This window comes from Arthrobacter sp. P1_D4 (assembly GCF_056406115.1).
The window spans coordinates 33,713-56,737 of sequence record NZ_JBFUAU010000007.1; the positions used below are offsets into that span (position 1 = coordinate 33,713).

At 68.7% G+C, this 23,025-nt stretch carries 18 protein-coding genes; 8 read left to right on the top strand and 10 right to left on the bottom strand.

The genetic code is table 11. From position 1 onward, the window contains the following. Window positions 1-6 precede the first annotated feature (6 nt). Window positions 7-3,663, top strand: coding sequence for a thiol reductant ABC exporter subunit CydD (gene cydD / locus AC1D0A_RS08010; RefSeq protein ID WP_476945533.1), 3,657 nt, complete (start codon window positions 7-9; stop codon window positions 3,661-3,663). 21 nt (window positions 3,664-3,684) lie between these two features. Further along, complete coding sequence (locus AC1D0A_RS08015; protein WP_476945534.1) at window positions 3,685-4,758, top strand: GNAT family N-acetyltransferase; 1,074 nt, start codon at window positions 3,685-3,687, stop codon at window positions 4,756-4,758. A gap of 81 nt (window positions 4,759-4,839) precedes the next feature. Here AC1D0A_RS08015 and AC1D0A_RS08020 read toward each other — a convergent pair whose 3' ends face one another. The 7 genes from AC1D0A_RS08020 to AC1D0A_RS08050 all read right to left on the bottom strand — a co-directional run bounded on the left by AC1D0A_RS08020 (window position 4,840) and on the right by AC1D0A_RS08050 (window position 11,704). Continuing rightward, entirely contained in the window at window positions 4,840-5,358 is a 519-nt protein-coding gene (locus tag AC1D0A_RS08020) for a DinB family protein (protein ID WP_243179378.1), read from the bottom strand. 176 nt (window positions 5,359-5,534) lie between these two features. Continuing rightward, window positions 5,535-6,158 (bottom strand): DUF305 domain-containing protein, encoded by a 624-nt coding sequence (locus AC1D0A_RS08025; protein WP_476944234.1) that lies wholly within the window; start codon window positions 6,156-6,158, stop codon window positions 5,535-5,537. A gap of 761 nt (window positions 6,159-6,919) precedes the next feature. Next, the gene (locus tag AC1D0A_RS08030; protein ID WP_476945535.1) at window positions 6,920-8,371 is read right to left on the bottom strand and encodes a multicopper oxidase family protein; all 1,452 of its coding nucleotides are present in this window, start codon (window positions 8,369-8,371) and stop codon (window positions 6,920-6,922) included. Between the two features lie 8 nt (window positions 8,372-8,379). After that, window positions 8,380-8,637 carry an SHOCT domain-containing protein gene (locus AC1D0A_RS08035; protein WP_476945536.1) on the bottom strand — a complete coding sequence of 86 codons (258 nt, stop codon included), beginning with the start codon at window positions 8,635-8,637 and terminating at the stop codon, window positions 8,380-8,382. 173 nt (window positions 8,638-8,810) lie between these two features. Continuing rightward, window positions 8,811-10,214, bottom strand: coding sequence for an MBL fold metallo-hydrolase (locus AC1D0A_RS08040; RefSeq protein ID WP_476945537.1), 1,404 nt, complete (start codon window positions 10,212-10,214; stop codon window positions 8,811-8,813). A gap of 123 nt (window positions 10,215-10,337) precedes the next feature. Beyond that, window positions 10,338-11,096 (bottom strand): sulfite exporter TauE/SafE family protein, encoded by a 759-nt coding sequence (locus AC1D0A_RS08045; RefSeq protein WP_476945538.1) that lies wholly within the window; start codon window positions 11,094-11,096, stop codon window positions 10,338-10,340. After that, on the bottom strand, window positions 11,093-11,704 hold the full coding sequence (locus tag AC1D0A_RS08050; protein ID WP_243179366.1) for a rhodanese-like domain-containing protein: 612 nt from the start codon (window positions 11,702-11,704) through the stop codon (window positions 11,093-11,095). The genes AC1D0A_RS08045 and AC1D0A_RS08050 overlap by 4 nt, the downstream gene beginning before the upstream one ends. Before the next feature lie 124 nt (window positions 11,705-11,828). Here AC1D0A_RS08050 and AC1D0A_RS08055 point away from each other — a divergent pair, with 124 nt between their 5' ends. Next, window positions 11,829-12,086 carry a metal-sensitive transcriptional regulator gene (locus tag AC1D0A_RS08055; protein ID WP_476945539.1) on the top strand — a complete coding sequence of 86 codons (258 nt, stop codon included), beginning with the start codon at window positions 11,829-11,831 and terminating at the stop codon, window positions 12,084-12,086. A gap of 173 nt (window positions 12,087-12,259) precedes the next feature. Continuing rightward, window positions 12,260-12,643: a VOC family protein gene (locus AC1D0A_RS08060; protein ID WP_243179363.1), complete on the top strand. Its 384-nt coding sequence runs from the start codon at window positions 12,260-12,262 to the stop codon at window positions 12,641-12,643. A 120-nt stretch (window positions 12,644-12,763) separates the two neighbouring features. Here AC1D0A_RS08060 and AC1D0A_RS08065 read toward each other — a convergent pair whose 3' ends face one another. Further along, window positions 12,764-15,292: a DNA gyrase/topoisomerase IV subunit A gene (locus AC1D0A_RS08065; RefSeq protein WP_476945540.1), complete on the bottom strand. Its 2,529-nt coding sequence runs from the start codon at window positions 15,290-15,292 to the stop codon at window positions 12,764-12,766. A 67-nt stretch (window positions 15,293-15,359) separates the two neighbouring features. On the opposite strand from AC1D0A_RS08065, the gene AC1D0A_RS08070 reads away from it, so the two are divergent. The 3 genes from AC1D0A_RS08070 to AC1D0A_RS08080 all read left to right on the top strand — a co-directional run bounded on the left by AC1D0A_RS08070 (window position 15,360) and on the right by AC1D0A_RS08080 (window position 20,186). Then, window positions 15,360-18,071: a bifunctional acetate--CoA ligase family protein/GNAT family N-acetyltransferase gene (locus AC1D0A_RS08070; protein WP_476945541.1), complete on the top strand. Its 2,712-nt coding sequence runs from the start codon at window positions 15,360-15,362 to the stop codon at window positions 18,069-18,071. Window positions 18,072-18,151: 80 nt separating this feature from the next. Continuing rightward, complete coding sequence (locus AC1D0A_RS08075; protein WP_223917079.1) at window positions 18,152-18,895, top strand: DUF5998 family protein; 744 nt, start codon at window positions 18,152-18,154, stop codon at window positions 18,893-18,895. Window position 18,896: 1 nt separating this feature from the next. After that, entirely contained in the window at window positions 18,897-20,186 is a 1,290-nt protein-coding gene (locus AC1D0A_RS08080) for an alkaline phosphatase family protein (RefSeq protein WP_476945542.1), read from the top strand. Window positions 20,187-20,280: 94 nt separating this feature from the next. On the opposite strand, the gene sepH is transcribed toward AC1D0A_RS08080, so the two are convergent. After that, window positions 20,281-21,708, bottom strand: a complete 1,428-nt coding sequence (sepH, locus tag AC1D0A_RS08085; RefSeq protein ID WP_476945543.1) for a septation protein SepH — start codon at window positions 21,706-21,708, stop codon at window positions 20,281-20,283. Window positions 21,709-22,030: 322 nt separating this feature from the next. Here sepH and AC1D0A_RS08090 point away from each other — a divergent pair, with 322 nt between their 5' ends. Continuing rightward, complete coding sequence (locus tag AC1D0A_RS08090; protein ID WP_243179335.1) at window positions 22,031-22,330, top strand: DUF4193 domain-containing protein; 300 nt, start codon at window positions 22,031-22,033, stop codon at window positions 22,328-22,330. A gap of 117 nt (window positions 22,331-22,447) precedes the next feature. On the opposite strand, the gene AC1D0A_RS08095 is transcribed toward AC1D0A_RS08090, so the two are convergent. Then, window positions 22,448-22,933, bottom strand: coding sequence for a DUF3093 domain-containing protein (locus AC1D0A_RS08095; protein WP_476945544.1), 486 nt, complete (start codon window positions 22,931-22,933; stop codon window positions 22,448-22,450). Between the last annotated feature and the right edge of the window lie 92 nt (window positions 22,934-23,025).

Sequence of the window (23,025 nt, forward strand, 5' to 3'; positions counted from 1 at the left end):
TCCCAGATGAGACCGTTCCCCGCCGGCCCCTCGACCCGTTCCGCCCTCTACCTGCTGGGACTGCTTGCCGCCCTGAAGGCGCTCTCGCTCGTGCTCATGGCGCAGGCCGTGGCTTCGATGCTCGCCGGACTCGCCGCTCATGACCCCGCCTGGGCAGACCAGCTGGTTCTGGGCGCCGCGGGGGCAGTGCTGCGCTCACTGACGGTATGGGGCCAGTCCGTGGCCTCACGCCGGGCGGCGCTCGGAGTGAAGGAGGAGCTGCGCTCGCAACTGCTGGAGCAGGCGCTCAGGAACGGCACGCGGTCTGCCGGGCCCGCCGACGGCGGCCTCGCCGTGCTGGCAACCCGGGGCCTGGATGCCCTGGATAGCTACTACACCCAGTTCCTGCCCGCGCTGGTGAACTGCGCGGCCATTCCGCTGCTGCTGGGCGCCCGCATCCTGTTCGCCGACTGGGTCAGCGCCGTGGTGATCGTGCTGACGGTGCCGCTGGTGCCGCTGTTCATGATCCTGATCGGGCGGTACACCGAGGAACGTGTCAGGGACGCCCAGTCCGCACTGGCACGGCTCTCCGGGCACATGCTCGAGCTCGCCAAAGGCCTGCCCGTCCTCGTGGGCCTGGGCCGGGCCTCGGCCCAGCGCCAGGCGCTGGAGGACATGTCCGAGGAATATCGTTCCCGGACCATGGGGACATTGCGCACGGCCTTCCTCTCCGCCCTGGCCCTGGAGCTCATCTCGACGATTTCCGTGGCGGTCGTCGCCGTGTTCATCGGCGTCCGCCTGGTCCACGGCGACATGGCGCTTGAGGCAGGGCTGCTTGCGCTCATCCTCGCTCCCGACTGCTACCTTCCGCTCCGGGAGCTCGGCACCGCACACCACGCCAGCGACGACGGCCGGGCAGCGCTCGCCGAAACCACAGCAGTCCTCGCGGACCCCGGAGCCGCACCCCTGGATCCGACGCCGGCCTCCGGTCCTGCTGCCGGCCCGCCCGCCGTCACCGTGGACGGACTGACCGTCCGCTTCGGCGGAGGCACGGACGCCGCGGTCGGACCGTTGAGCTTCACTGCCGCGGCCGGCCAGATCACGGCACTCGACGGTGCCAGCGGCGCCGGCAAGAGCACCGTGCTCGGAGTCCTCTCCGGGACCGTCGGGACGGACGCGGGGACCGCCGTGTCCGGACGCCTCGGAGGATTCACGACGGCGGAGGTCGCCTGGGTGCCACAGCACCCCGTCATGGTGGCCTCCACGGTGCTGGACGAGATCCGGCTGTATCTCGGCGTTCCCGCCGCCGCCGCCGGCACCGAGGTGGGCGGCACCGACGTGGGCGCGGAAGCCGATGCGGCAGTGAGGTGCCTGGCAGCCGTGGGCGCGGGGCACCTGGCGGCCAAGCACCCGGCCGAGCTGAGCCCGGGAGAGCTGAGGCGGGTTGCGCTGGCCCGCGGGCTGGCGAGGATCGAGGCCGGCGCCCGCGTACTGCTCCTGGATGAACCCACCGCCCATCTGGACCGGAGATCGGCCACACTGGTCAATCGGGCCCTCGCCGGGCTCCGCGGAAAGGTCACCGTGCTGCTCGTTGCGCACGACCGGCACACCCGGGACCTTGCCGACACTCTCGTCGCGGTGACGCCGGGCGCCGGCGGCCACCACGGCGGTGAACCTCCGGCCCTCGTCCCGCCACTGCCGGCATCCGCCGGGGGAGAGCCGGGCGTGCGGGCGGCGGCTATCCGGCCGCCCTTCCTCGTGGACGCCGCGGCGCCGGGCCACAGCCAGGGCCCGGCCCCAAGCCCGACCCCGGATCCGGCTCCGGGCCGCCCCGAAACCGGCACCGCTCCTGCCGCGGCCGCCGGTTCGGCCCGCTCAATCGGCTCCGTCTCCGGCTCCGGCTCCGGCTCCGGCGCGGCCGGCCCGTCCGGTTCGGTCCCTGCCCAGCTGCGTCGCCTGCTGGCCCCGGTCAAGGGCCGGTTCGCCGCCGCCGGAGCCGTAGGCACGTTGGCGGCCCTGTTCGCCGTCGCCCTCGCGGGGCTGTCCGGCTGGCTCATCATCCGGGCCAGTGAACAGCCGCCCATCCTGTACCTGCTCACCGCGATCGTCGGCGTGAGGTTTTTCGGCGTCGGCAGGGCGTGCCTGCGGTACTCCGAGCGGTTGCTGCTGCACGATGCCGTGTTCGCCGCCTTGACCCGGCTCCGGGGCCGGCTCTGGGAGTCGCTGAGCCGCCGCGCGCTGTCCCTGCGCCGGCTCCTGCAGGGCGGCAACGTACTCGGCACCGTGGTGGACGACGTCGACACGGTCCGCGAGCTTTTGCCCCGCGTCGTGCTGCCGCCCGTGACCGCCATCGCTGTCGCCGCGGCCGCAGTGGCCGGGATCGGGCTGCTGCTTCCCGCTGCGCTGCCTGCCGTGGCCGCCGCAGCGCTACTGAGCATTGTCGTTGCCCCCGCCCTGGCGTTGGCCGCCGACCGCATGTCCGCCGGCACCGAACAAAACCTCCGTTCCGGCGTGCTCCGTCACGTTGCCGCTGCCCTGGACGCCCGCGCAGAACTGCACGCGAACGGCGTCAGCGCCCCCGTGCTCGCTGCGATTGGCCGGGCGGACCGGGCCGCGACGGCAGCCTCACAGCGGTCGGCATGGGCGGAGGGTCTCGGCCAGTCCCTGACCGTCCTGGCCTGTGCCGTGGCCGCCCTGGCCAGCGCCGTGCTGGCCGCCCCGCTCGCCCTGAGCGGCGCGGTCGAACCGGAGACTGTTGCCGTCGTCGTCCTCGTGCAGCTGGCCCTGGTGGACCCTTACGCGGCCATCACCACGGCCGTGCGGCAGTATCCCGCGCTCCGCGCCGTGATGCGGCGGATCAGCGCGGCAGGAGTCCTTGAGGCGGGGGCGAACAGTGACGCGGACGGCGGCGCCGCAACGGGCGGACTGGTGCCCGTGGCTTCGCGGCCCGGCGGCCGGCCAGGGATTGAACTCGTGGACCTCGCTGCCGCGTGGCCCGGCGGCGGAAATGTCTTCAGCGGACTCACGGCCGAGGCCCGCCCCGGGCGCTGGCTGGCCGTCACCGGCGCCTCCGGCTCCGGCAAGTCGACCCTCCTGGCCACGGTCCTGGGGTTCCTGCCGGCGGCCGGCGGCCACCTGTACCTGAGCGGACGCGCCGCCTGGTGCCCGCAGGAGGCACACCTGTTCGACTCGACCATCCGCGGCAACCTTCTCCTGGCGCGGCCGGAGCCGGCTCCCGCCGGTACGGACAGTGCGCAGCGTGGACCCGGCGGCGCCGTGGTGGCCAACGGGGACGAGCAGCTGCGGGCTTCCCTCGACGCCGTCGGACTCGGCCCGATGCTGGCCCGGCTTGAGGACGGCCTGGACACCCGGATCGGCCCGGGCGGGGCCTTCCTCAGCGGCGGAGAGCGTACGCGCCTGGCCGTTGCGCGCACGCTCATGACCGGGGCCGACGTCATCCTGCTCGATGAACCGACTGCGCACCTCGATGCCGAGTCAGGCAGGCTCATGCTCGCCGAATTGCGCGACGGGCTGCGCGACCGGACCGTTGTCCTGGTCACCCACAACCCGGACGATATCGACGCCGCGGACACCAGACTGGACCTGGACGCCGCAGCCGCGGCTGCCGCCACGGGCGCCGCGGGCGAGGGTCCGGCGACGGCGGCCGTGCTGGCGCGCGGGTAACCCGCCTATTAGCCTGTTGCCATGAACCGCAACGGCGAGCTCCACCCCCGGCAAGCACTTGACCCCCGGCTGTCCTGGCGGCCGGCGGAGCGCCGCGACCTCGACGCGTGGGCCGGCCTGATTGCCCGCACGGCCGCCGTCGAGCAACCCGTCTGGTTCGAGCGCCAGGCGGATCTGGAACAGATCCTGGAGTCGAAAAATAACCCGGTAACGGCGAACACCATCATCGGCTTCGATCCGGAGGGCGTTGCCCGGGCCTACGGCCGGATCACCAAGAACCGCGACGGTGACAAGGCGAACGGCTCCGGCTGCGTTGACCCGGAGTGGCAGGGGAGCGGGATCGGCACCTTGCTGCTGGGTTGGATGGAACAGCGGACCAGGGACCGCTTTGCCGAGGACGCACGGCCTGCCGGCACGGTTGGGGATGCCGGCGATGCCGGCGACGGCGATGCGGGCGGCACCGGGGGCGTCCCGCGCCCGAGACTGCGGCTCCATACCGAGCAGCAGCACCAGCACCAGGCCGCCTTGTTCGCCGGTTCCGGCTACGGCATTGTCCGCTATTACAACGAGATGCACCGGCCACTGACCCAGGCTGTGCCTGAATCCTCCCTGGACCCCGGACTGGAGCTCGTCACTTTTGGGCCGGAGCTGCATGAACCGGTGCGGCTGGCGCACAACGCGGCATTCCGGGACCACTGGGGCAGCGAGCCCCGCGACCAGGAGGGTTGGGGCTATGTGGTGAATGATCCGCAGGCCCGGCCGGACCTGAGCGGCGTCGTGCTGGACCGTTCTACCGGCACGGTGGCCGGGTACCAGTTGGCCACCCACGACGTCGAGGCCGCCCTGACCCGCGGCTTCCGCGAAGGCTACACGGAGCTCCTTGGCGTCCGGCGGGAGTACCGTGGCCGGGGCATCGCGCAGGTGCTCTTGGCCGATGCCATGCGCCGCTTCGCCGCCGCGGGCATGGACGTGGCCTCGCTGGATGTCGACTCGGAGAACCCGACCGGGGCCCTCGCGCTCTACCTCAAGATGGGCTATGTGGCCGTCAACCGGAGCATGGCGTGGGACAAGGAGCTTCAGCCGGCCGTGCCGTAGGGGCCGCCTCAGGGAACCGCAGACCCTGCGGCTTCCCGCCGGCCGTCCGCGCGCCTGCCGTCCGCGCGCCAGTTCTTCGCGTTAGCCGTCCACGTCGTGGAGGTGGTGGACGACGTCGTGCAGGAAATACTGCGCGAAGGTCAGGACAGTGAACACTGAGCCGTTGCTCCGGGTCCCCAAGCGGACCCAATCCTCCTCCTTTACCCGTGCGAAGGACGCGGCAATCTGCTCGCCCTCCGCCGTCAGCTCGACGCCGACCTGGGCTGGATCGGCGTTGGCGTAGTCCTGCTCGATTGCCGTCTTGTCCTGGTCCCAGTCATCGAACCGGGCATCGTCCTCGGACAACATGAGGGACAGGCGGTGATCGAAAAGTGTGAAGACGTCCCGGACGTGGCAGCCATACTCGAGGACGGACCACGTGGCCTCGTTGGGCCGTTCCGTCGCGTCCGGCCGTCGGAGGGCTGCACGCCACCGCGGGAGCATGCTGATGACGATCCCCGGCACCGTGGCCGGGGTCGCGGTGGAGACATCGAAACCGCACTCGGGGCAGGGCTGCGACAGGACCCAAGTCCAGTCCTTGGAATCCGGAATGATAGGCATTCCAGCAGTGTAGGTGCATTCGTTCCGCCGGGCATCCCGGCCCGTCGCTGCAGCCGGTGCGGCACCCAGGTACGAGGCCAAAGCAGCACCGCCGTCGGCCGATGCTTTGGACTACGTCGGCCGGGGCCGCCCAGTTGACGGCCCCGGTCCGAAGGCGGACCGGGGCCGGGACGCTGCTAGAGGCTGGCCAGCAGGTCCTTCATTTCCTGGATTTCAGCTTCCTGGGCGCTCACGATTGCCTTGCTCAGGCTGAGGGCGTCAGGGTTCTTGCCTTGGCTGCTTTCAGTCTTGGCCATCATCACCGCGCCCTCGTGGTGGACGATCATCTGGGCCAGGAACAACTTGGCCGCGTCGGCGCCCTGGGCGGCATCGAGCTTCTTCAGGTCGTCGTCGCCCATCACCCCGTCACCCATGCCATGGCCGGACGCCATCTGGGCGGGTTCGTTCCAGGTCTTGAGCCAGCCCGTCATCTGCGCGATTTCGGGTGCCTGTGCGGCCTTGATCTTTGTGGCGAGCGCGGTGATCCGCGCGTCCATGCCCTGCTTCCTGAGCATCATGTCGCTCATTTCCACGGCCTGGGCGTGGTGCGGGATCATCCCTTGGGTGAACATGGTGTCTGCCGCGTTGTGGTCCGCGGTTGCGGGCGCCGAGCTGGACGACGTGCCCATGCCGCCGCTGCCCATGCCCGGCATGGTGCCGGCGGGTGTGCTTCCGGAGGTGCCGGCGCAGCCGGCAAGGGCGATGGCGGCGGAAATGCCGAAGGCAGAAATTGTGGCAGAAATGGTCAGGGTTTTCTTCATGGGGTCAGGTCCTTCAATCATCAATCAGCGTTGTGGCACGCCTGCGGATGACACGCCCGCGCCGCTGGAAGAACGGGATGGAGCGTGCCGGGTAAGTGGGGACGCCGGACAACGACACGGCGCGATCCCGTCTTACGTCCGGCTGATGGACAGATCGCCCGGCGAAGGACTTGCGGGGAGACAGCAGTAGGCCCTGACGGCGGCGTCGCCGTGCGTGTCCGGGTTGTGCATCGAGGCCGGCGCCATGCCAGGTGGGGGCGCGGCCAGGGACGTCATTGCCGCCGAGGGCACACAGGCCGAGTGCATTGACGCAACGGCGGCGCAGTTCGATTGGCATACGCACGACACCGCGGGGGCAGCGGCCCGGCTGTCGGCCGTCAGGTCGGGACCGGCTGGGGTCGCAGGGCGCGGAGCCAAGGAGTCATGGCCCATAGTGCGCTCTTGCAGGGCATGGGCGGCCGGATGAGGTGCGAGGCCGGTCTCCGGCCGGGAAGATGGCCCCGCGGCTTCCGCGGAGGATGTCACCGCGGTCATGGCATGAGCGCCATGCATTCCGGTCATGACGTGCATCCCGAGGAATCCAGCCACGACAGCCAGCAGGCCCGCTAGCAGGAAGCCGCGGCGAAGGGCGGTTGCGGCATGGCTCATGAAAGCTGCGGCCATGGCATTCTCCCTCCGGTTGGCAGTGTTGGATGGTAGCCAGGTCAAGGCTACAGGCTGGGCATTGGCCGGGCCGTCGTCGGGATACTTGCTCCCGGTGGCTAGCGGACTTCGATGACGCCCATCATTCCTTGGTCCTCGTGGTCCAGGATGTGGCAGTGGTACACGGAGCGGCCGGTGAAATCCTTGAAGTGGATCCGGACCCGCACCTGCCCGTTGGCGGGTATGTTGACGACGTCACGCCAGACGGGCTGGCCCGGCGCCTGGCTCTGTTCCTCGATGATCTGCATCGGCCAGACGTGCAGGTGGAAAGGATGGTCCATCGGGCTGGGATTGATCAGGGTCCACTCCTCCACCGTCTGCGCGGCCACAGTGGAGTCCGTCCGGCTTGCGTTGAATTCACGGCCGTTGATGGTGAAACTCATTCCCATCCCCATGCCCATGCCGCCGACGGCGAAGGTCAGCTGCCTGCGGGCGGCAACGGCCGCGGTCCTCAGGTCTGCCGCTGCGGGCCGGGCCGGCACCGCCGGAGGAGGAGCGGCCGGGGCGCCGGAGACCGAGAGGGTCGCCAGCACGAGATCCCCTGTGCCCTGGGCGCCGTTGGGGGCTGGCCCTGCCGGTCCCGTCATGCCGGCCATGCTGCCACGGTTGTAGTAGACGGCACTGAGAGTGGCGTCGCCCTCGACAGCTGTGACCAGGACATCTGCACGGTTGCCCGGCGCCAGCAGCACCTCGTCCGCGTTCCGGGGCGTGGGGAAGCGGCCGGAATCCATGCCGAGGAGCTGCATCTGCTGCCCGTCCAGGCGCAGCTGCAGGTAGCGGGCCACGCACGTGTTCACGATCCGCCACCGCTCACGCTCGCCCGGCCGGGCGGAAAGTTTCGGGTTGCTTTGTCCGTTCACCAGGACAAGTTCACCTTCCCGGCCGAGCATCCGGTCCATGGGCGAGGGGCCGGCGACGGTTCCGGAGCCGTCCAGGGTGATGTCAGAGACGACCATCACCCGCTCGCGGCTGACGTCCACGGGCTGTGCGTCCTCGACGATGATCGCACCGAACAGGCCGGCGAAAATCTGATCGGCGACCATGCCGTGATGATGGGGGTGGTACCAGTACACGCCGGGCGGGTGGTCCGCAGGGAGCCGGTACTCGTAGCGGAACGAGTGGCCGGGCTCGACGACGTTGAAAACGTTGTCTCCGTTGCCCTGGGGTGAAACGTGGAGTCCGTGGACGTGCAGGTTTGTCGGGACGTCCATGCTGTTGACCAGCTCGACGGCGAACACGTCCCCACCCCTCAAACGCAGGGTTGGGCCGGGGATTCCGCCGTTGTAGCCAAGCGCCGAGGCCTGCTGGCCGCCGAGCTGCACTGAGCCAGCGGACGCTTCGAGCCGGACCTGCAACCGTCCGTTGCTGCTGCGCAGCTGCTTCGGCTCGGTGAAGTCTCCGCCCGCGACGGTCGAGAACCGGGAACTGCCCGTCCACCAGAGCCCGGCTCCGCCGGCGGCTATGGCTGCCGTGCCGAGGCCGCCCAGCCGGAGCGCGTTCCGGCGGCTCATTGGGAGCACTATTGGTCCTCGCCGAGAACCTTTAGCTGCTCGCGGTATTGCTCCGCCGTCAGTTCACCCCGGGCAAAGCGTTCATCGAGGATCTGCCGGGCCCGGCTCCTGCCGGGGTAGGGACCCTGCGGTCCCTGCATCCCGCCGTGAGTGCCGCCTCCGGCAAACATGCGCACGGCGACCAGTACCAGCAGCGCTATGCCGATGAGCAGGAGTACGCCCCACATCCACATCCAGCCCATATTCATGCCGTAGCCCCACATCAAGACCGGTGCCCTTTCGCCTCAGACCATTGCTATTCCGATTCTTTGGCCGACCTCGGCTGCCCGGTAGAGTCCGAAGGCCTTCCCGCCCGGGAGCCTTCGACGCCGTCCGGCGGCGGTCTCCGTTGGCTTCGCGTGCCTCTGGCCGGCGTGGCGACGGACGTCCCTTCCCAGGGTCAGCGGGATGAGGCCACGGAGTGCCGGTGGGCGGCCCAGGCCGCGTAGCTGCCGTCGAGTTCAACGATGTCGTACCCGGCGCGGCGCAGGGCGCTGGCCGCGACGGAGTTGCGGATGCCGCTTTGGCAGTAGGTCACGATAGTGCCTCCGGCCGGGAGTTCGTCGAGGTGCCACATGACGCGGCCGCCGCTGAGCTGGTGGGATCCGGGGATGTGTCCGGCCAGGTGCTCGGTGCGGTTGCGGACGTCCAGCACCATCGCAGCGTCAAAGTCGGCCAGATCGGCAGGCTGGATCAGCCGCGGGGTAGAGGTTGGCAGGCCTTCGACGCCGGTGAGGTAGCCAGCGATGTTGTCGATGCCGACGCGGACCAAGTGATCCCACATCTCTTGGGCCTGCTCCGGCCCGGCGGCCAGCAGAACCAACGGGTTCTTATCGGTTTCCGGGTTCACGACCCAGGCGCCGTAGCTGGCCACTGACTTGCCGGCGGGGATGTTCAGGGAGCCGGTGACGGTGCCCTCATGGACCTCGGTGTTGGAGCGGGTGTCTATGAAGGTTGCCTTGTCCGCAGCCAGATCCCTGGCCACGGCGGCGATGTCCAGCTCCTGCAGCGGGGCACGTTCCCTCAAAATTGCCGGGCCGATACGGTTTTCGCGCTTCATCCGCCCGAAGTAGGCGTGGGCGTCCGGCTGGCCGTCGAGAAGCTCATTGACGAACCCCTGCTCGTCGTTCGCGGCGAGGTACGGGCCCCACCAGGCGTAGAGCCGTTCGTAACCGACGGTGGTGGAGGGGATGGCGCCCAGGGCCTTGCCGCAGGCGCTGCCGGCGCCGTGGGCCGGGTGGACCTGGACGTAGTCGGGCAGGGGCAGGAATTTGTCCCGCAGACTGGCGAAGAGCTGCCTGGCACCCTCAAACCGTGTGTCCACGCCGCCGGCCGCTTCGTCCAGCAGGTCCGGGCGCCCCAGGTCACCGGAGAAGACGAAGTCGCCGGAGAGCAGGTAGCCGGGCTGGTCGCTGAAGGCGCCGTCAGTCACCAGGAAGGACAGGTGCTCCGGGGTGTGGCCCGGGGTATGCAGAGCCTGGATGGTGATGTTGCCGAGTGCGATCCTGTCGCCGTCGTAGAGCCGTTCGCCGTCGAATTCGTACTGCCAGTCCGGGCCACCTTCGCCGGAGACGTAGATCGTGGCGCCGGTGGCGGCGGCCAGCTCGCGGGTGCCGGAGAGGTAGTCGGCGTGAATGTGGGTTTCGGTGACGGCCACAATCTTCATGCCGTTCTTCTCGGCCAGTTCCTGGTAGACCGCGATGTCCCGGCGGCCGTCCACAACAACAGCCTCACCCTTGGCCTGGCAGCCAATCAGGTAGCTGGCCTGGGCGAGGTCTTCATCGTAAATGCGCTCGATAAGCATTGGTGCTCTCCTTCGTGGGGGAAGTTTGGTATCTGATCCTGCGTGCCGGCTGTGCCAGGTTTTCGGTAGGGCGTTAGGGGTCCCGCTGGAGCTTCTCCAGCGGCAGGGTTGGGGGTTGGCGGGTCAGGCGGTGACGGTGCTCGTTGTGACCCATGCCGCTACGACAAAGATGAGCATCGCGAAGGAGACCCGGATGTGCTTGTCCTGCAGCCGGCGGGCAAGCCGGGCAGCAAAGAGGGATCCAAGGATGGCCGGGACCGCGAAGCCCAGAACCGTGGGCCACTCGATCGTGAAACCTGCGGCGTGGGCCCCGAAGCCCGCCGTCGAATTGATCACAATGATGGCCAGGGAGGAACCGACTGCCTGTTTCATGCGCAGCCCCAGGAACAGTGTGAGAGCCGGGGTGATCAGGAACCCTCCGCCCACACCCAGCAGCCCTGTGAGGAACCCGACCAGGAGGCCAACCCCGACGGCCTTTGGGGCGCAGGTGCGGAAAGCCCTGGTGGGCCCGATGCTGCAGGAACCGTCGGTTTCCTTGGTCCGCGCGAGCATCCGGATCCCCGCGATCACCATGATGCCAGCGAAGGCGAGCATCAGGATGTTCGGATCGAGCAGGCGGCCCAGAGCGGTTCCGGCCCAAGCGGCAGGGATGCCCGCGGCACCGACAATCAGGACCACTGGCCAGTTGATGCCCTCACGGAGCCTGGGCACCAGTGCCGCCAGGGACGAGATGCCCACCACGAGCAGGGAGGTGGGAATGGCCTCCGCGGGGCTCATGCCCACGCCGTAGACCAGGGCGGGAACGGCGATGATCGACCCGCCGCCACCCACCACACCGAGAACGATGCCGACGACGAGCCCCAGAGACAGGGCCGCGATCATGCTGCCGGAGCCTGCTCAGCCGGAACAACCGGCAGGTTCATGATGGCGGTTTCGCGCGTGGGCTCCGTGGCGGACTTGTTCCACGGCAAGGCCGAGATGGCCCGGCCCATGGCGCAGGTGTTGGTCGCCGCGGAAAAGGTCAGGCCAGCGCCGATGACGCCGGCAAGCGTCCGGATCCTGGGGGAGACGAACTTGCCGCCAGCCAGGCCGAGGACCACCAGCGACCCGGCGGCGAGACGGACCTGCCGCTCCAGGTCCCAGCGTTCCTTGCCCTTGACCACGTCACCCCCGGCCGCTGCGAAGCCGGGGACGCCGCCGGTCAGGACGTAGGCCGTATTGATGCCGGAACTGCCGAGGCGCTGCCGCGCCTGTTCAGCGCGGGCCCCTGACTGGCAAACGAGGACGACGCGGCTACCCAGACGGGCGGCAAGCTCATCGGTGTGTTCGGACAGCAGCGGCAGCGGCACGTTGTATGACCCGCGAATGTGCATGGACTCGAACTCAGCGGCCGAACGGACGTCAATGATCATGAGGTCCTGATGCTCGGTGACCCAGCTGCGCAAGGTCTCCGGAGCGAGAGCGGAAATGGCGGTGGAAGGCGAAATCATGGGGGCCTCTCGAAAGGGGTCGTGGGTGAATACCCCACCGAGTATGGCAGATACCCGCGGGGGTATGCAAAATACCCGGTGGGGTATATGGTGATGGCAAGCCCCCTACGCCTTTGGAGACCTCATGCAACTCGATCCGACTGAACTAACCCCCGTGGTCAACCGCCTCAAGCGCGCCCAGGGTCAGCTCGCTGCTGTGACCCGCATGCTGGAGGAGGGCGGGGATTGCAGGGCCATCGTCACGCAGTTGGCGGCCGTCTCGAAGGCTCTGGACAAGGCCGGATTCGCGATCATCGCCAGCGGACTTGAGCAATGCCTCGTCCGCGAAGACACCACCATGGGCCGGAAGGAGCTCGAAAAGCTCTTCCTCTCCCTCGCCTGACCAGCGGGGGACATCTCGCCTAACCAGCGGGCGACATCCGGGCGCCGTGTCGGGGCAGTTCCGCACCAACGCCCCCGCCGGCCAAGGAATTCAGCGTCGCGGTTTCTCAGGTACGTGGGGGATGGGGAGGAGTATCATTCCTTCCGGGGGGCGGGCCTGGAAAGAGAATAGCCATGCTCAAGGACAAGCAAGTCGGCGCAGTGCTACCGGCAGCGGACATCGCCCGTGCACGGGATTTCTACCGCGATAAGCTCGGGCTCGAACCCGAGAACGCGGATGCCGAGGACAACCTGCAGTACAAGTGCGGCGGAGGTACCGGCTTCCTCCTGTACCAGACGCCCAATGCCGGAACGGCCAAGAACACGCAGATCGGCTGGGTGGTCGAGGACCTTCCGGGTGCCGTTGCGGAACTCCGAGCCAAGGGAGTCGTCTTCGAAGAATACGACTTCCCGGGCCTAAAAACGGAGGACGGCATCGCCACCACTCCGGACGGAAGCTCGGCCGCGTGGTTCCTGGACACGGAGGGCAACATCCTGAGCCTCAACCACATGCCCTAGCGCCGGCACACAGGATGCAGGCAAGGCTTCCGGGGCTGAGATCTCCGGAGGCAACGCTTGATCACGAAGCCCGGCCGGAGCGCGACAGCGCCGCCGGCCGGGCTTCGTTCGTCCGCGGTCCTACGTGTCGTTGCCGGCTTCCGGGTCCTCTGACCACGCCATGCTGGGTCCAATGGCGTCGATCGCCTGGGACAGCGGAATGCCGGAGCCGTCGCGGCGGCCATGCTCGCCGGGGAGTGAGCGCGCCACACCTGCCAGGGAGGACGCCTTGGCCGGACCGTGCCCAGCCCAGCCGAGCAGCAGCGTGTCCTCGCCCTTGAGGAAACGGTGTGCCCGCACCCCGGCAGTCGCCCGGCCCTTGATCGGGTACTCGGCCAGGGCGGTGACCTTCGCGGCCCCGGGGGCTGTGCCCGGCAGCGCGCCTTCGGTCCCCGCGATGGTCACGACGACGGCGGCGGCGTCAGCGGCGCTGGCGGTCCCGAAGAACATCACCCGGTCCCCGGCGGCCAGCTTGATCCCGGCCATGCCGCCGGCCGTCCGGCCCTGCGGGCGGACGGCGGAGGCGCTGAAGCGCAGCAGTTGGGCCTGCCGCGTGATGAAGACGAGGTCGTCGTCGTCGGACCCGGCGGGGGCAACGCCCACCACAGTGTCCTTGTCTTTGAGCGCGATCGCTTCCCAGTCTTCGCGGTTCAGCGGATAGTCCGGCTGCACCCGCTTGACCACGCCCTGGGCGGTTCCGATTGCCAGGACCTGGTCCAGCGGTGCGAAGGCCACGAGTGATTCCCCCTTGAGCAGAGTGATGAAATCCTTGGCCGCTACCCCGCCGGCCATGTTGGGGGTACCCGAGGTTGGCGGCAGCACAGGCATGTCCATGACCTGCAGGCGCAGCATGCGGCCCTGCGAGGTCACGGCGGCGATCTCGCCGCGGGCGGTGGTTTTGACCACGGAGGAGAAAACGTCATGCCGGGTCCGCGGTCCGGCCTCGGCCAGGCTGTCCTGGTTGGCGGTGCGGGCAATCTGTCCGGACACGGTGAGGATGGCCCAGCAAGGATCGTCCGCGATCTCAAGGGCCAGCGGTGCGGCCTTGCCCTTGGCCCCGGCGGCTGCGCCCAGTGCCGCGGCGACGGTGGGGGAGACGGCCTCGGATTCCAGCAGGACGGTCCGGCGCGGTGTGCCGTACTTCTCCGCGATCTCGCCGAGTTCGTCGGACACCAGGGCACGGAGCAGCACGGGGGAGCCCAGGATCGCCTCAAGCTCCGCGATCTCCCGGCGGAGCTCCTCCTGCTCCTTCTCCAGCTCGACCCGCGAATACTTGGTCAGCTGCCGCAGCCGCAGTTCCAGGATGTAGTTGGCCTGGATCTCGGAGAGATCGTAGATGGACATCAGCCGGGTACGGGCCTCGGCCACCTCGTCGGAGGACCGGATGATCTGGATGACCTCGTCAATGTCCACTATCGCGACCAGGAGGCCTTCGACCAGGTGCAGGCGGTCCTTCTTCTTGCCCAGCCGGAACGCGGTGCGGCGCCGGACCACGTTGATCCGGTGGTCCACGTAGACCGAGAGCAGCTGGAGCAGCCCGAGGGTCTGCGGCTGGCCGTCGACGAGCGTCACGTTGTTGATGCCGAAGGAGTCTTCCATCGGGGTGTAGCGGTAGAGCTGCTGGAGCACGGCAGTGGGGTTGAAGCCGTTCTTGAGCTCAATGACCAGGCGCAGGCCGTGCTTGCGGTCGGTGAGGTCCACGACGTCGCTGATGCCGGTGAGCTTCTTGCCGTTGACGGCATCCTTGATCTTCTCGATCACCTTTTCCGGGCCCACCATGTACGGCAGTTCCGTGACCACCAGGCCGGTGCGGCGGGCAGAGAGCTGCTCGATGTCCACCTTTGCCCGGGTCTTGAAGGAGCCGCGGCCGGTGGCATATGCGTCGCGGATGCCGTCCAGGCCCACGATCCGGCCGCCGGTGGGCAGGTCCGGGCCGGGGACGAACCTCATGATGTCCTCGAGCGTGGCGTCCGGGTTGTCGATCAGGTGCCGGGCCGCGGCGATGACCTCCACCAGGTTGTGCGGGGCCATATTGGTGGCCATGCCGACGGCGATGCCCGTCGCGCCGTTGACCAGCAGGTTGGGGAACGCGGCCGGCAGCACGTCCGGCTGGGTCAGCTGGTTGTCGTAGTTGGGAACGAAATCGACGACGTCCTCGTCGAGGTGGTCGGTGAGGGTCAGGGCCGCGGCCGCCAGCCGGGCTTCCGTGTAGCGGGGCGCCGCCGGGCCGTCGTCGAGCGAGCCAAAGTTGCCGTGTCCGTCGATCAGCGGCAGCCGCAGGGAAAAGTCCTGGGCCATGCGCACCATGGCGTCGTAGATCGCGGCGTCACCGTGCGGGTGCAGCTTGCCCATGACCTCGCCTACCACGCGGGCGCTCTTGACGTGGCCGCGGTCCGGGCGCAGCCCCATGTCGGACATCATGTAGAGGATCCGCCGCTGGACGGGCTTCAGGCCGTCGCGGGCGTCGGGGAGGGCCCGCGAATAGATCACCGAATAGGCGTATTCGAGGAATGAGCCTTCCATCTCGGACGTGACATCGATATCGACGATGTTCTCAACGAAATCCTGGCTGGGTTCCCCTGCCGGGGGCGTGGTTTGGCGGCGTGCCATAAGGCTGGTGGATCCTTCTGAGGGGTGCTGAACGGGTACTGCGTAAGTTTATGACTAGGCTAAGCCTATGGTGGATCAGCCGGCGGACGGCGTATATCCGGAATATTGGGAAGCCGATGTTGTCCTGCGCGACGGCGGCACGGCGCACGTGCGCCCCATCCACCCCTCCGATGCAGATGCGGTCCAGGCCTTCCACGTGGGCCAGTCCCAGAAGTCCATCTACATGCGCTTCTTCGCCTTCAAGTCCAGGCTTTCCAGCAAGGAACTCAAGCGCTTCACCGAGGTGGACTACAAGGACCGGGTGGCCCTGGTGATCACCATCGGGGGCGAAATCCTGGGCATCGGCCGTTACGACCGGCTCGATGACCCGGCCGAGGCCGAGGTCGCCTTCAACATCGCCGACGCCCACCAGGGCCGCGGCATCGGCTCGATCCTGCTCGAACACCTCGCCGCCGCGGCCCGCGAGAACGGGATCCGCAAGTTCAGCGCCGAGGTGCTTCCGGAGAACCGCAAGATGCTCATGGTCTTCTCCGACGCCGGCTACGACGTCAAACGCCACTTCGACGACGGCGTCGTCAGCCTCGAGTTCAACATCGACCCCACCGACAAATCCCGCGCCGTGATGGAATCCCGCGAGCACCGCGCCGAGGCCCGCAGCATCCAGGAACTGCTCGCCCCGGCGTCCGTGGCCGTGATCGGAGCCAGCCGCAAATGGGGCACCGTGGGCTACCAGCTGCTCGAGCATGTCATCGAAGGCGGCTTCAGCGGCCCGGTCTATGCGATCAACCCGGAGGCCCTGGAACTGGCCGGCATGCTCTCCTTCGCCCGGCTCTCCGAGGTTCCCGGCCCGGTCACGCTCGCCATCATCGCGGTCCCGTACGACGAGGTCCCCAAGGTGGTCCAGGAATGCGCGGCCGCCGGGGTCAAGGGAATCGTGGTGGCCACCGCTGGGTACGCGGACGACGGCGAACGCGGCCTGGCGCGCCAGCGCGAACTGGTGCGGCAGGCCCGGGAAAACGGCATGCGCGTGATCGGCCCGGCGTCCCTGGGCATCGTCAACACCAACCCGGCCGTGTCCCTCAACGCCTCGATGGCACCGGCCCTGGCCCGCCGCGGCGGCCTGGGGCTGTTCAGCCAGTCGGCCGCGATCGGCGTCTCCCTCTACGCGGCCTCCAGCCGGCGCCGGGTTGGCATCTCGACCTTCCTTTCGGCCGGCAACCGGGCCGACGTCTCCGGCAACGACATGATGCAGTACTGGGAAGATGACGCCGACACCACGGCGGTGGGCCTGTACCTGGAATCGATCGGCAACCCGCGCAAGTTCTCCCGGCTGGCCCGCCGCCTTGCCCGCACCAAACCGGTGATTGTGGCCAAGTCCGACGCCATGGGCCTGAACCTGCCGCCCGGTCATGCCGTCCGCACCACCCAGGCTCCCTCGGAAGCGTTGGACGCCATGATGCGGCAGGCGGGGGTGATCCGGGTCGAGACCATCGAAGAGCTCATGGACGTCGCCCAGATCGTCTCGAGCCAGCCGCTGCCCGGGGGCCCCGGCATCGCCGTCTTCAGCAACTCGCGCGCCCTTGGCAAGGTGGTCGCGGACAGTGCCGCCCGCCAGGGGCTCGGCGTGGAACGGATCGTGACCGACGTTGACCTCGACGCGGGCATGTCACGGGCGCTGCCTGCCCTGCGGCGGAGCCTGCAGGAAACCCTGACCGCGGACACGGTGCACGCCGCGGTGGTCGCGCTGCTGCCGGCGCACGGTCTCACCGTCGAAAAGATCGCCGGTGTGCTGGCCGAATGCTCCGCGGCGGCCGGCAAGCCGGTGGTGGCCGCCTTTAGCGGAATCCTTGATCCCTCCATCTATGTGGAGGGCATGGTCGGCGCCGAACCTGACCAGCCCCACCAGGCCGCCCCCGCTCCGCCGGTCCCGTGCTACTCCAACCCGGGTGCGGCGGTGGCGGCCCTTGCCGCCGTCGTGCGCTACGCCCAATGGCTGGACCGGGACCAGGGCCTGTTCGTGGAACCCGAAGGGTGCCACCCGGAGCCCGCCCGGGCGGACCTGGAGGTCCTTCTGCGCGATGTGGGCGGCGAGCAGCTCGTCCGGCTGGACCAGGACACGGCCGCCCGGCTGCTGGGCCACTACGGCATCCGGCTGGTCCCGTCCGTCGGGTTCCAAACGGCGGAGGAGGCCGTGGCCGCGGCCGGGCAGCTCGGCTGGCCCGTGGCATTGAAGACCACGGACCCGGCCCTGCGGCACCGGCTGGACCTGGGAGGTGTGCGGCTGGACATCCAGGACGCCGATTCGCTGCGGCGCAACGTGCTGGAGATGCGCAAGTCGCTCGAGCGGTACGGCTCGCCGTCCCTGGAAGTGCAGACCATGGTGCCCGTGGGGCAGGCCTGCACTTTCCGCGCCATCGAAGACCCGCTACTGGGGCCGGTGATCTCCTTTGGCCTGGCCGGAGACGCCGTGAACCTGCTCGACGACTGGGCCCACCGCGTGCCGCCGCTCTCCGGTTCCGACGTCCACGACTTCATCCGGGCGCCCCGGGCGTCGCGGAAGCTTTTCGGCTACCAGGGCCTGCCCGCCGTCGACGTCGCGGCGCTCGAGGACCTCGCCGCCCGCCTCACCAGGCTGAAGGACAACCACCCGGAGATCGCGCTGGTGCATTTCAATCCCGTCCTCGCCGGGCCCGATGGTGCCTCGATCCTGGCCGCCGATGTCAGGATCGCGAACGCCGCCCAGCGGACCGACAGTGCGCGCCGGGCGATGCGCAGTTAGGGTCGAACCTCCCGGGCTGCAGCCCGTGTCCGGGGCCCGGCAGTTAGCAAGTCCCCAGCTGATCTGTGAAAATGGAGACTATGAGCACCCAGCCTCCAGCACCCAAGCCCCTGGCGACCGCCCCCGCACGCCAGACCGCGCACCACCACGGCCTCCATGACCACAGTGCGCAGGGCCAGAGCCTGGAAGGGGCCCTCCAGCAGGCCGGTTTTTACCCCCGGCTCGTGGCCGACGTCGTCGCCGATGCCCTGGATGGCCGTGATTGCGTGGCCCACCTCGTACATCTCGAGACACACTTCGACAGGGCCGAGGTCCGCCGCCACATCACCGTTCTGGTGTTGACCGACGACATGTTGGTCATCACCCATGTCGACGACCAGCAGCTCGACGAGGCCGGCGAGCAGACCGTCGCCCAGGTGTCCACCGAGTCCGTTCCGGTCACCCAGATCCGCTCGGTGGTCTTGAGCTATGTCTACGCCCAGCCGCAGGACTACAAGCCTTCCGACCCTGTCCGCGAGCTGACGTTGTCCATTGCATGGTCCGGCGGCCAGCGCCTCGACATGGGTCCGGCCAGCTGCGGGGACCCGCAGTGCGAGGCCGATCACGGCTACAGCGGCACCATTGCCCAGGAAGACATCGTCCTGCGCATCAGCGCCGAAGCGGACGGCCTGCAGGCCGTACAGGACGCCAAGCTCTTCGCCCGCGCCCTCCGTGCCGTGAACACCGGCTCCGCGGCGCCGGTCCCGCACAACGGGCCCGGGCTGCCGCCCCGACCGCGGATGGGCGTGTTCGGAAACCGCCTCAGCCGCGGCCACCAGCGCTGACATGGCCCATCTCCGTCAGCCTGAGCCAGCCGAAGATCAGCTGTCAATCCCGGTATTGGCTCCCTCCCTGGCCGCCGACGCCGCCGCCGTCCCGCTGGCCGCCGGCGCTGGTCCGTCCCCGCTCCCGGCCGCCCCGGCGTTCGGACACCGTTCCATCGCCGAGGTGCTCACCAGCGCCGCCGCCAGCCTGGGTGTCCCGGGCTTTGAGAACAAACTGAACCTTCCGGCCGCCAAACGCGTGTGCGTGGTGCTGGCCGACGGGCTGGGCCGGAACCTGTTGAAGCAGAAGAGCGCCCACACCCCGTTCCTGCGTGCGGTCCAGCAGGCCGGCCAGGGCCAGGTGCCCGTGTCGCTGGACTCGGCGTTCCCGTCCACCACCGCGGCATCCCTCGCCAGCTTTGGCACCGGACTGTCGGCGGGCCAGCACGGCATGGTGGGCTATGACGTCCTGGATCCGGATCAGGACCGGGTAGTGAACATGCTGGGCAACTGGGACGCCGGCGTGGACCCGCGGACGTGGCAGCCGTTCCCCACCGTTTTCGAACGGGCCGCGGAACACGTCGGTGTCACGACGGTCAGCCTGCCGCAGTTCAGCACCTCGGCCATGACCGAGGCCGCGCTCCGCGGAGGCCGCTTCCTCACCGGAACCACGTCGCACGCCCGGACCGAAGCTGCCGCCGAGGCCATGGCCAGCGCCGGTCCCTCGCTGATGTACTTCTATGTCAATGAGCTCGACAAGGCCGGGCACCGCCACGGCTGCCAGTCAGCCCAGTGGGAGCACCAGCTGGAAGAACTCGATGCCACGGTGCGCCGGCTCAACGCCACCCTGCCGGCCGGCACCACGGTGCTGCTGACGGCGGACCACGGAATGGTGGACGTGCCCGAATCGCAGCGGATCGACTACTCCGCGGAGCCGGCGCTGCTCGCCGGCGTGCGGCACACCGCTGGAGAGCCGCGCATGGTCCACCTCTACCTCGAGGATAGGACGGACGACGCCGCCCGCGGCCGCCTGCTGGCCAACTGGCGGTCCCGTTTCGGGGACAGAATATGGGCCTTCACCCGTGAGGAAGCGATCGCGGGCGGCCTGTTCGGCGACGTGCGCGCCGAGGCCGTCTCGCGGATCGGCGAGGTCATGATCGCGGCCCGGGACGCGCTGGCGCTTTATGATACACGCAGGGTCCGGCCCACTGCCCTTGAGGTTGTGGGCCAGCACGGTTCCCTGACGAAAGCCGAGCGGGAAGTCCCGCTGCTCTACTTCCAGGCCGACGGTAAAAAAGCGCCCCGCGGCTGACGCTCCCGCCTGAATTCGGGACGGAAATCCCTGCCTGAAATTTCGGGACGGAAATCCCTGCCTGAAATTCTTGCCGGAAACGCGGGCCCGGCTCTTATTGGTCGTTGCGGGTTCCGAAGACGATTTCGTCCCAGCTCGGAACGCTGGAGCGCTTCGGCTTGGCCGGCTGGCGCTCGGGCTGGTCCGTTCCGGGCTCGTTCCGGGCAGCGGCGTGGGATTCGCGGTGCTGCCGCCGGGACGTTCCGCCGCCGATCAATTCATCCAGGCCCGGGCTCGCGGTCGGGCCGCTCTTAGGGGCCGGGCGCAGTTGCGAGGCCGCGATGGTGACTTCCCGGGTCTCGGTGCTGACGCCATCGTGCAGTTTCAAGGCATCGTCCTCCTCCGGGAGGCGCGGTGCGAGGCTCAGCCGCGAGAGCATCGACGGCCTGCCGTCGCGCCGCCGCGTGAAGGGGTCGGTTTCCGACGGGGCGGCCGCCTCCACTGCCGGTACGTCCGGCAGGCCGGGGTTGATGAGGGCCGGGTCGGTCTGGGCCGGGGCGGGATCGCCCTCCGCAGCGGATTCGGGGACGGCATCCGGTTCCACAGCTGCCGGAAGCCCGGCTGCTTCCGGGACCTCCGAGGGACGGGGGTGGGCCGCGGGGACGCCGGTGGTCAGGAGCGTGGCAAGGGCGTCGTCCGCGTCCTCGTCCACGCCGATCCGCTGTCCGCGGCGGGAACGCAGCATGTCCAGCAGCCCGTCGGCGTCTTGTTCCTGGTGGATCCTGTCCTGCTGGAGCAGCATCTGGTGAATAATGCTGTGCTGGCCGGTCGCTGTGCGGGCCGCTGCCTCGGCATCGGTTTCAAAGTCGAAAGGCCGGTCGGAGACGGCGGTAAGGCGCCGGGTCGGCACGGGGCCTTCGAGCGGCTCAAGTTCGCTCAGCTGCTGGGCCCAGCGGTTGGCGTTTTGCAGGGTCTTCCGGGCGGGATGGAAGGTCCACAGGGCCGGCGGCTCCTCGCCGATACCGGCCGGGCCGCCGGGCTTGGGCTCGAAGCGGGCCACCACGTTCCAGCTGCCGTCGGGACGTCGCCAGGAATCCCACTCAAGTGTTGAGGGCTCGACGCCGTAGGCCCTGAGCCGGTGCTCCACCATCTCGCTGAGGGACGCCGGGTTTTCACCGAACACCGACCGGTAGGCGTCGTGGCCCGGGGCGGGGGAGGCGACCTCCACCTTGCGGGCCTGCTGCGCGATGTACTCGCGTTCGGCCAGGACCGGGCCCTCATAGCGCTGGACTTTCTCCAGCGGAATTCCGGACAGTTCCGCCACTTCGGCGGCGGTGGCCCCGTTGCGAATCCTGGTCTGGATGTCGCGCGGCGACATGGCAATAGGGGGTGCGGCCGCGCTGGACGCGGTCTTCGCCGACGTCCGGCTGGCTGCCACCCGAAGTGCTTCATCGATCGGCAGCTGGAACATCTCGCCGCCGGTGCCACTCAACAGGAGATGCTCTCCGTCGTCGTGGACGCCTACAAGCCGTAGATCCTGCATACAAATCCTCCACCCTGGCATTACTAACAATCGAAACTCTGCCACCAGCCGGATGCATTTCGGCTTAGGACGGCAGGCGCGCCGTGATTTTCCGCTACTTTCCGCCGGTTTTTGCCGGTCTGCGGGAGAGATCGGGGCGAGGGGACCGGTGGGCTCTGGCATTCGGGAGGCGCTTAAGCAAAAATGACCCGACACCGGGCACAAAAACCGCATGTCCGGCGTTACAACGGTGAACCGTTCCCGGAGCCCAGGGTTACCATCCCGGCGGGCCATCCTGGAACGGCGAATCAATCGAACGAATGCGGAGTGTGAGCAACAAATAATGGCGACTGATTACGATGCGCCGCGTAAGACCGAAGAAGACATCAGCGAGGATTCGATTGAGGCTCTGAAGGCGCGGCGTACGGAGAAGCCTTCCGCCGTGGTGGATGAAGATGAGTCCGACCTCGCCGAAGGCTACGAACTTCCCGGCGCGGACCTGTCCGGGGAGGAACTGCTGGTCCGGGTCCTGCCCGCTCAGGCTGACGAATTCACGTGTGCCTCCTGCTTCCTCGTCCGCCACCGTTCGCAGATTGCCCGCGAAAAGGACGGCCTCAAGTACTGCAAGGATTGCGAGGGCTAGGCGCGCGGCAGTCCTGACCAGGAACCCGGATTCCGGGCACGCATCTCAGGACCGGGGAGGGGGCGACGTGAGGTCCCCTCTGGGAGTTGGGGAGAGCCGTGCAGGAGGCGGTGGGAACTAAGCGTTGAGCGCGGCGATCAGTTGCTCCGGGTGGCGGCTGGACGCCAGCCAGTACGGGGTGCGGTCCGAGGGGTCCTGGATCTCGATCCGGACCACCGGATCCACCCAGCCGCGGATACACAGGAACGCCAGCCCATTGAGCCGGGTGCCCCGCTCCGCCGTCGCTTCTTTGCCCCGGAACGCCGTGGCCTTGCCCAGGAACCCGCGATCAATCGTGGCCCTGCCCACCTTCAGGGTGGTCCTCGTGACCGTGATTGACGGCGTGGACAGGACCAGCAGCACGGAGATGATGACGAAGAGCACGATCGCTGCGGTAATACCGGCCCAGATGCTGATGGGCGCCAGCATGAGGATCCCGGCGCTGGAGAACCCCGCCGCAACCAGCCAGATCCAGAAGTTCGGCCAAAGCTTCTCGGAGTAAAGGGCAGTGGAGTCGCTCGGGGCGCTCTTCGGGGCAGGCGCGGCTGCGCTGGATTCGGGCATAAGCACAGCTTTTCATCTTTCCCGGGCTATTTCACCTCGGCCCCGCCCGGCTCCAGCCCTGGATCCACCCGCATTCACCCGCATCCACCGCG

Excerpts from the sequence above, each read along its gene's own strand:
- cydD (WP_476945533.1), top strand. The coding sequence starts at position 7 with ATGAGACCGTTCCCCGCCGGCCCCTCGACCCGTTCCGCCCTCTACCTG.
- AC1D0A_RS08015 (WP_476945534.1), top strand. The coding sequence starts at position 3,685 with ATGAACCGCAACGGCGAGCTCCACCCCCGGCAAGCACTTGACCCCCGG.
- AC1D0A_RS08020 (WP_243179378.1), bottom strand. The coding sequence starts at position 5,358 with ATGCCTATCATTCCGGATTCCAAGGACTGGACTTGGGTCCTGTCGCAG.
- AC1D0A_RS08025 (WP_476944234.1), bottom strand. The coding sequence starts at position 6,158 with ATGAAGAAAACCCTGACCATTTCTGCCACAATTTCTGCCTTCGGCATT.
- AC1D0A_RS08030 (WP_476945535.1), bottom strand. The coding sequence starts at position 8,371 with ATGAGCCGCCGGAACGCGCTCCGGCTGGGCGGCCTCGGCACGGCAGCC.
- AC1D0A_RS08040 (WP_476945537.1), bottom strand. The coding sequence starts at position 10,214 with ATGCTTATCGAGCGCATTTACGATGAAGACCTCGCCCAGGCCAGCTAC.
- AC1D0A_RS08045 (WP_476945538.1), bottom strand. The coding sequence starts at position 11,096 with ATGATCGCGGCCCTGTCTCTGGGGCTCGTCGTCGGCATCGTTCTCGGT.
- AC1D0A_RS08050 (WP_243179366.1), bottom strand. The coding sequence starts at position 11,704 with ATGATTTCGCCTTCCACCGCCATTTCCGCTCTCGCTCCGGAGACCTTG.
- AC1D0A_RS08055 (WP_476945539.1), top strand. The coding sequence starts at position 11,829 with ATGCAACTCGATCCGACTGAACTAACCCCCGTGGTCAACCGCCTCAAG.
- AC1D0A_RS08060 (WP_243179363.1), top strand. The coding sequence starts at position 12,260 with ATGCTCAAGGACAAGCAAGTCGGCGCAGTGCTACCGGCAGCGGACATC.
- AC1D0A_RS08065 (WP_476945540.1), bottom strand. The coding sequence starts at position 15,292 with ATGGCACGCCGCCAAACCACGCCCCCGGCAGGGGAACCCAGCCAGGAT.
- AC1D0A_RS08070 (WP_476945541.1), top strand. The coding sequence starts at position 15,360 with ATGGTGGATCAGCCGGCGGACGGCGTATATCCGGAATATTGGGAAGCC.
- AC1D0A_RS08075 (WP_223917079.1), top strand. The coding sequence starts at position 18,152 with ATGAGCACCCAGCCTCCAGCACCCAAGCCCCTGGCGACCGCCCCCGCA.
- AC1D0A_RS08080 (WP_476945542.1), top strand. The coding sequence starts at position 18,897 with ATGGCCCATCTCCGTCAGCCTGAGCCAGCCGAAGATCAGCTGTCAATC.
- sepH (WP_476945543.1), bottom strand. The coding sequence starts at position 21,708 with ATGCAGGATCTACGGCTTGTAGGCGTCCACGACGACGGAGAGCATCTC.
- AC1D0A_RS08090 (WP_243179335.1), top strand. The coding sequence starts at position 22,031 with ATGGCGACTGATTACGATGCGCCGCGTAAGACCGAAGAAGACATCAGC.
- AC1D0A_RS08095 (WP_476945544.1), bottom strand. The coding sequence starts at position 22,933 with ATGCCCGAATCCAGCGCAGCCGCGCCTGCCCCGAAGAGCGCCCCGAGC.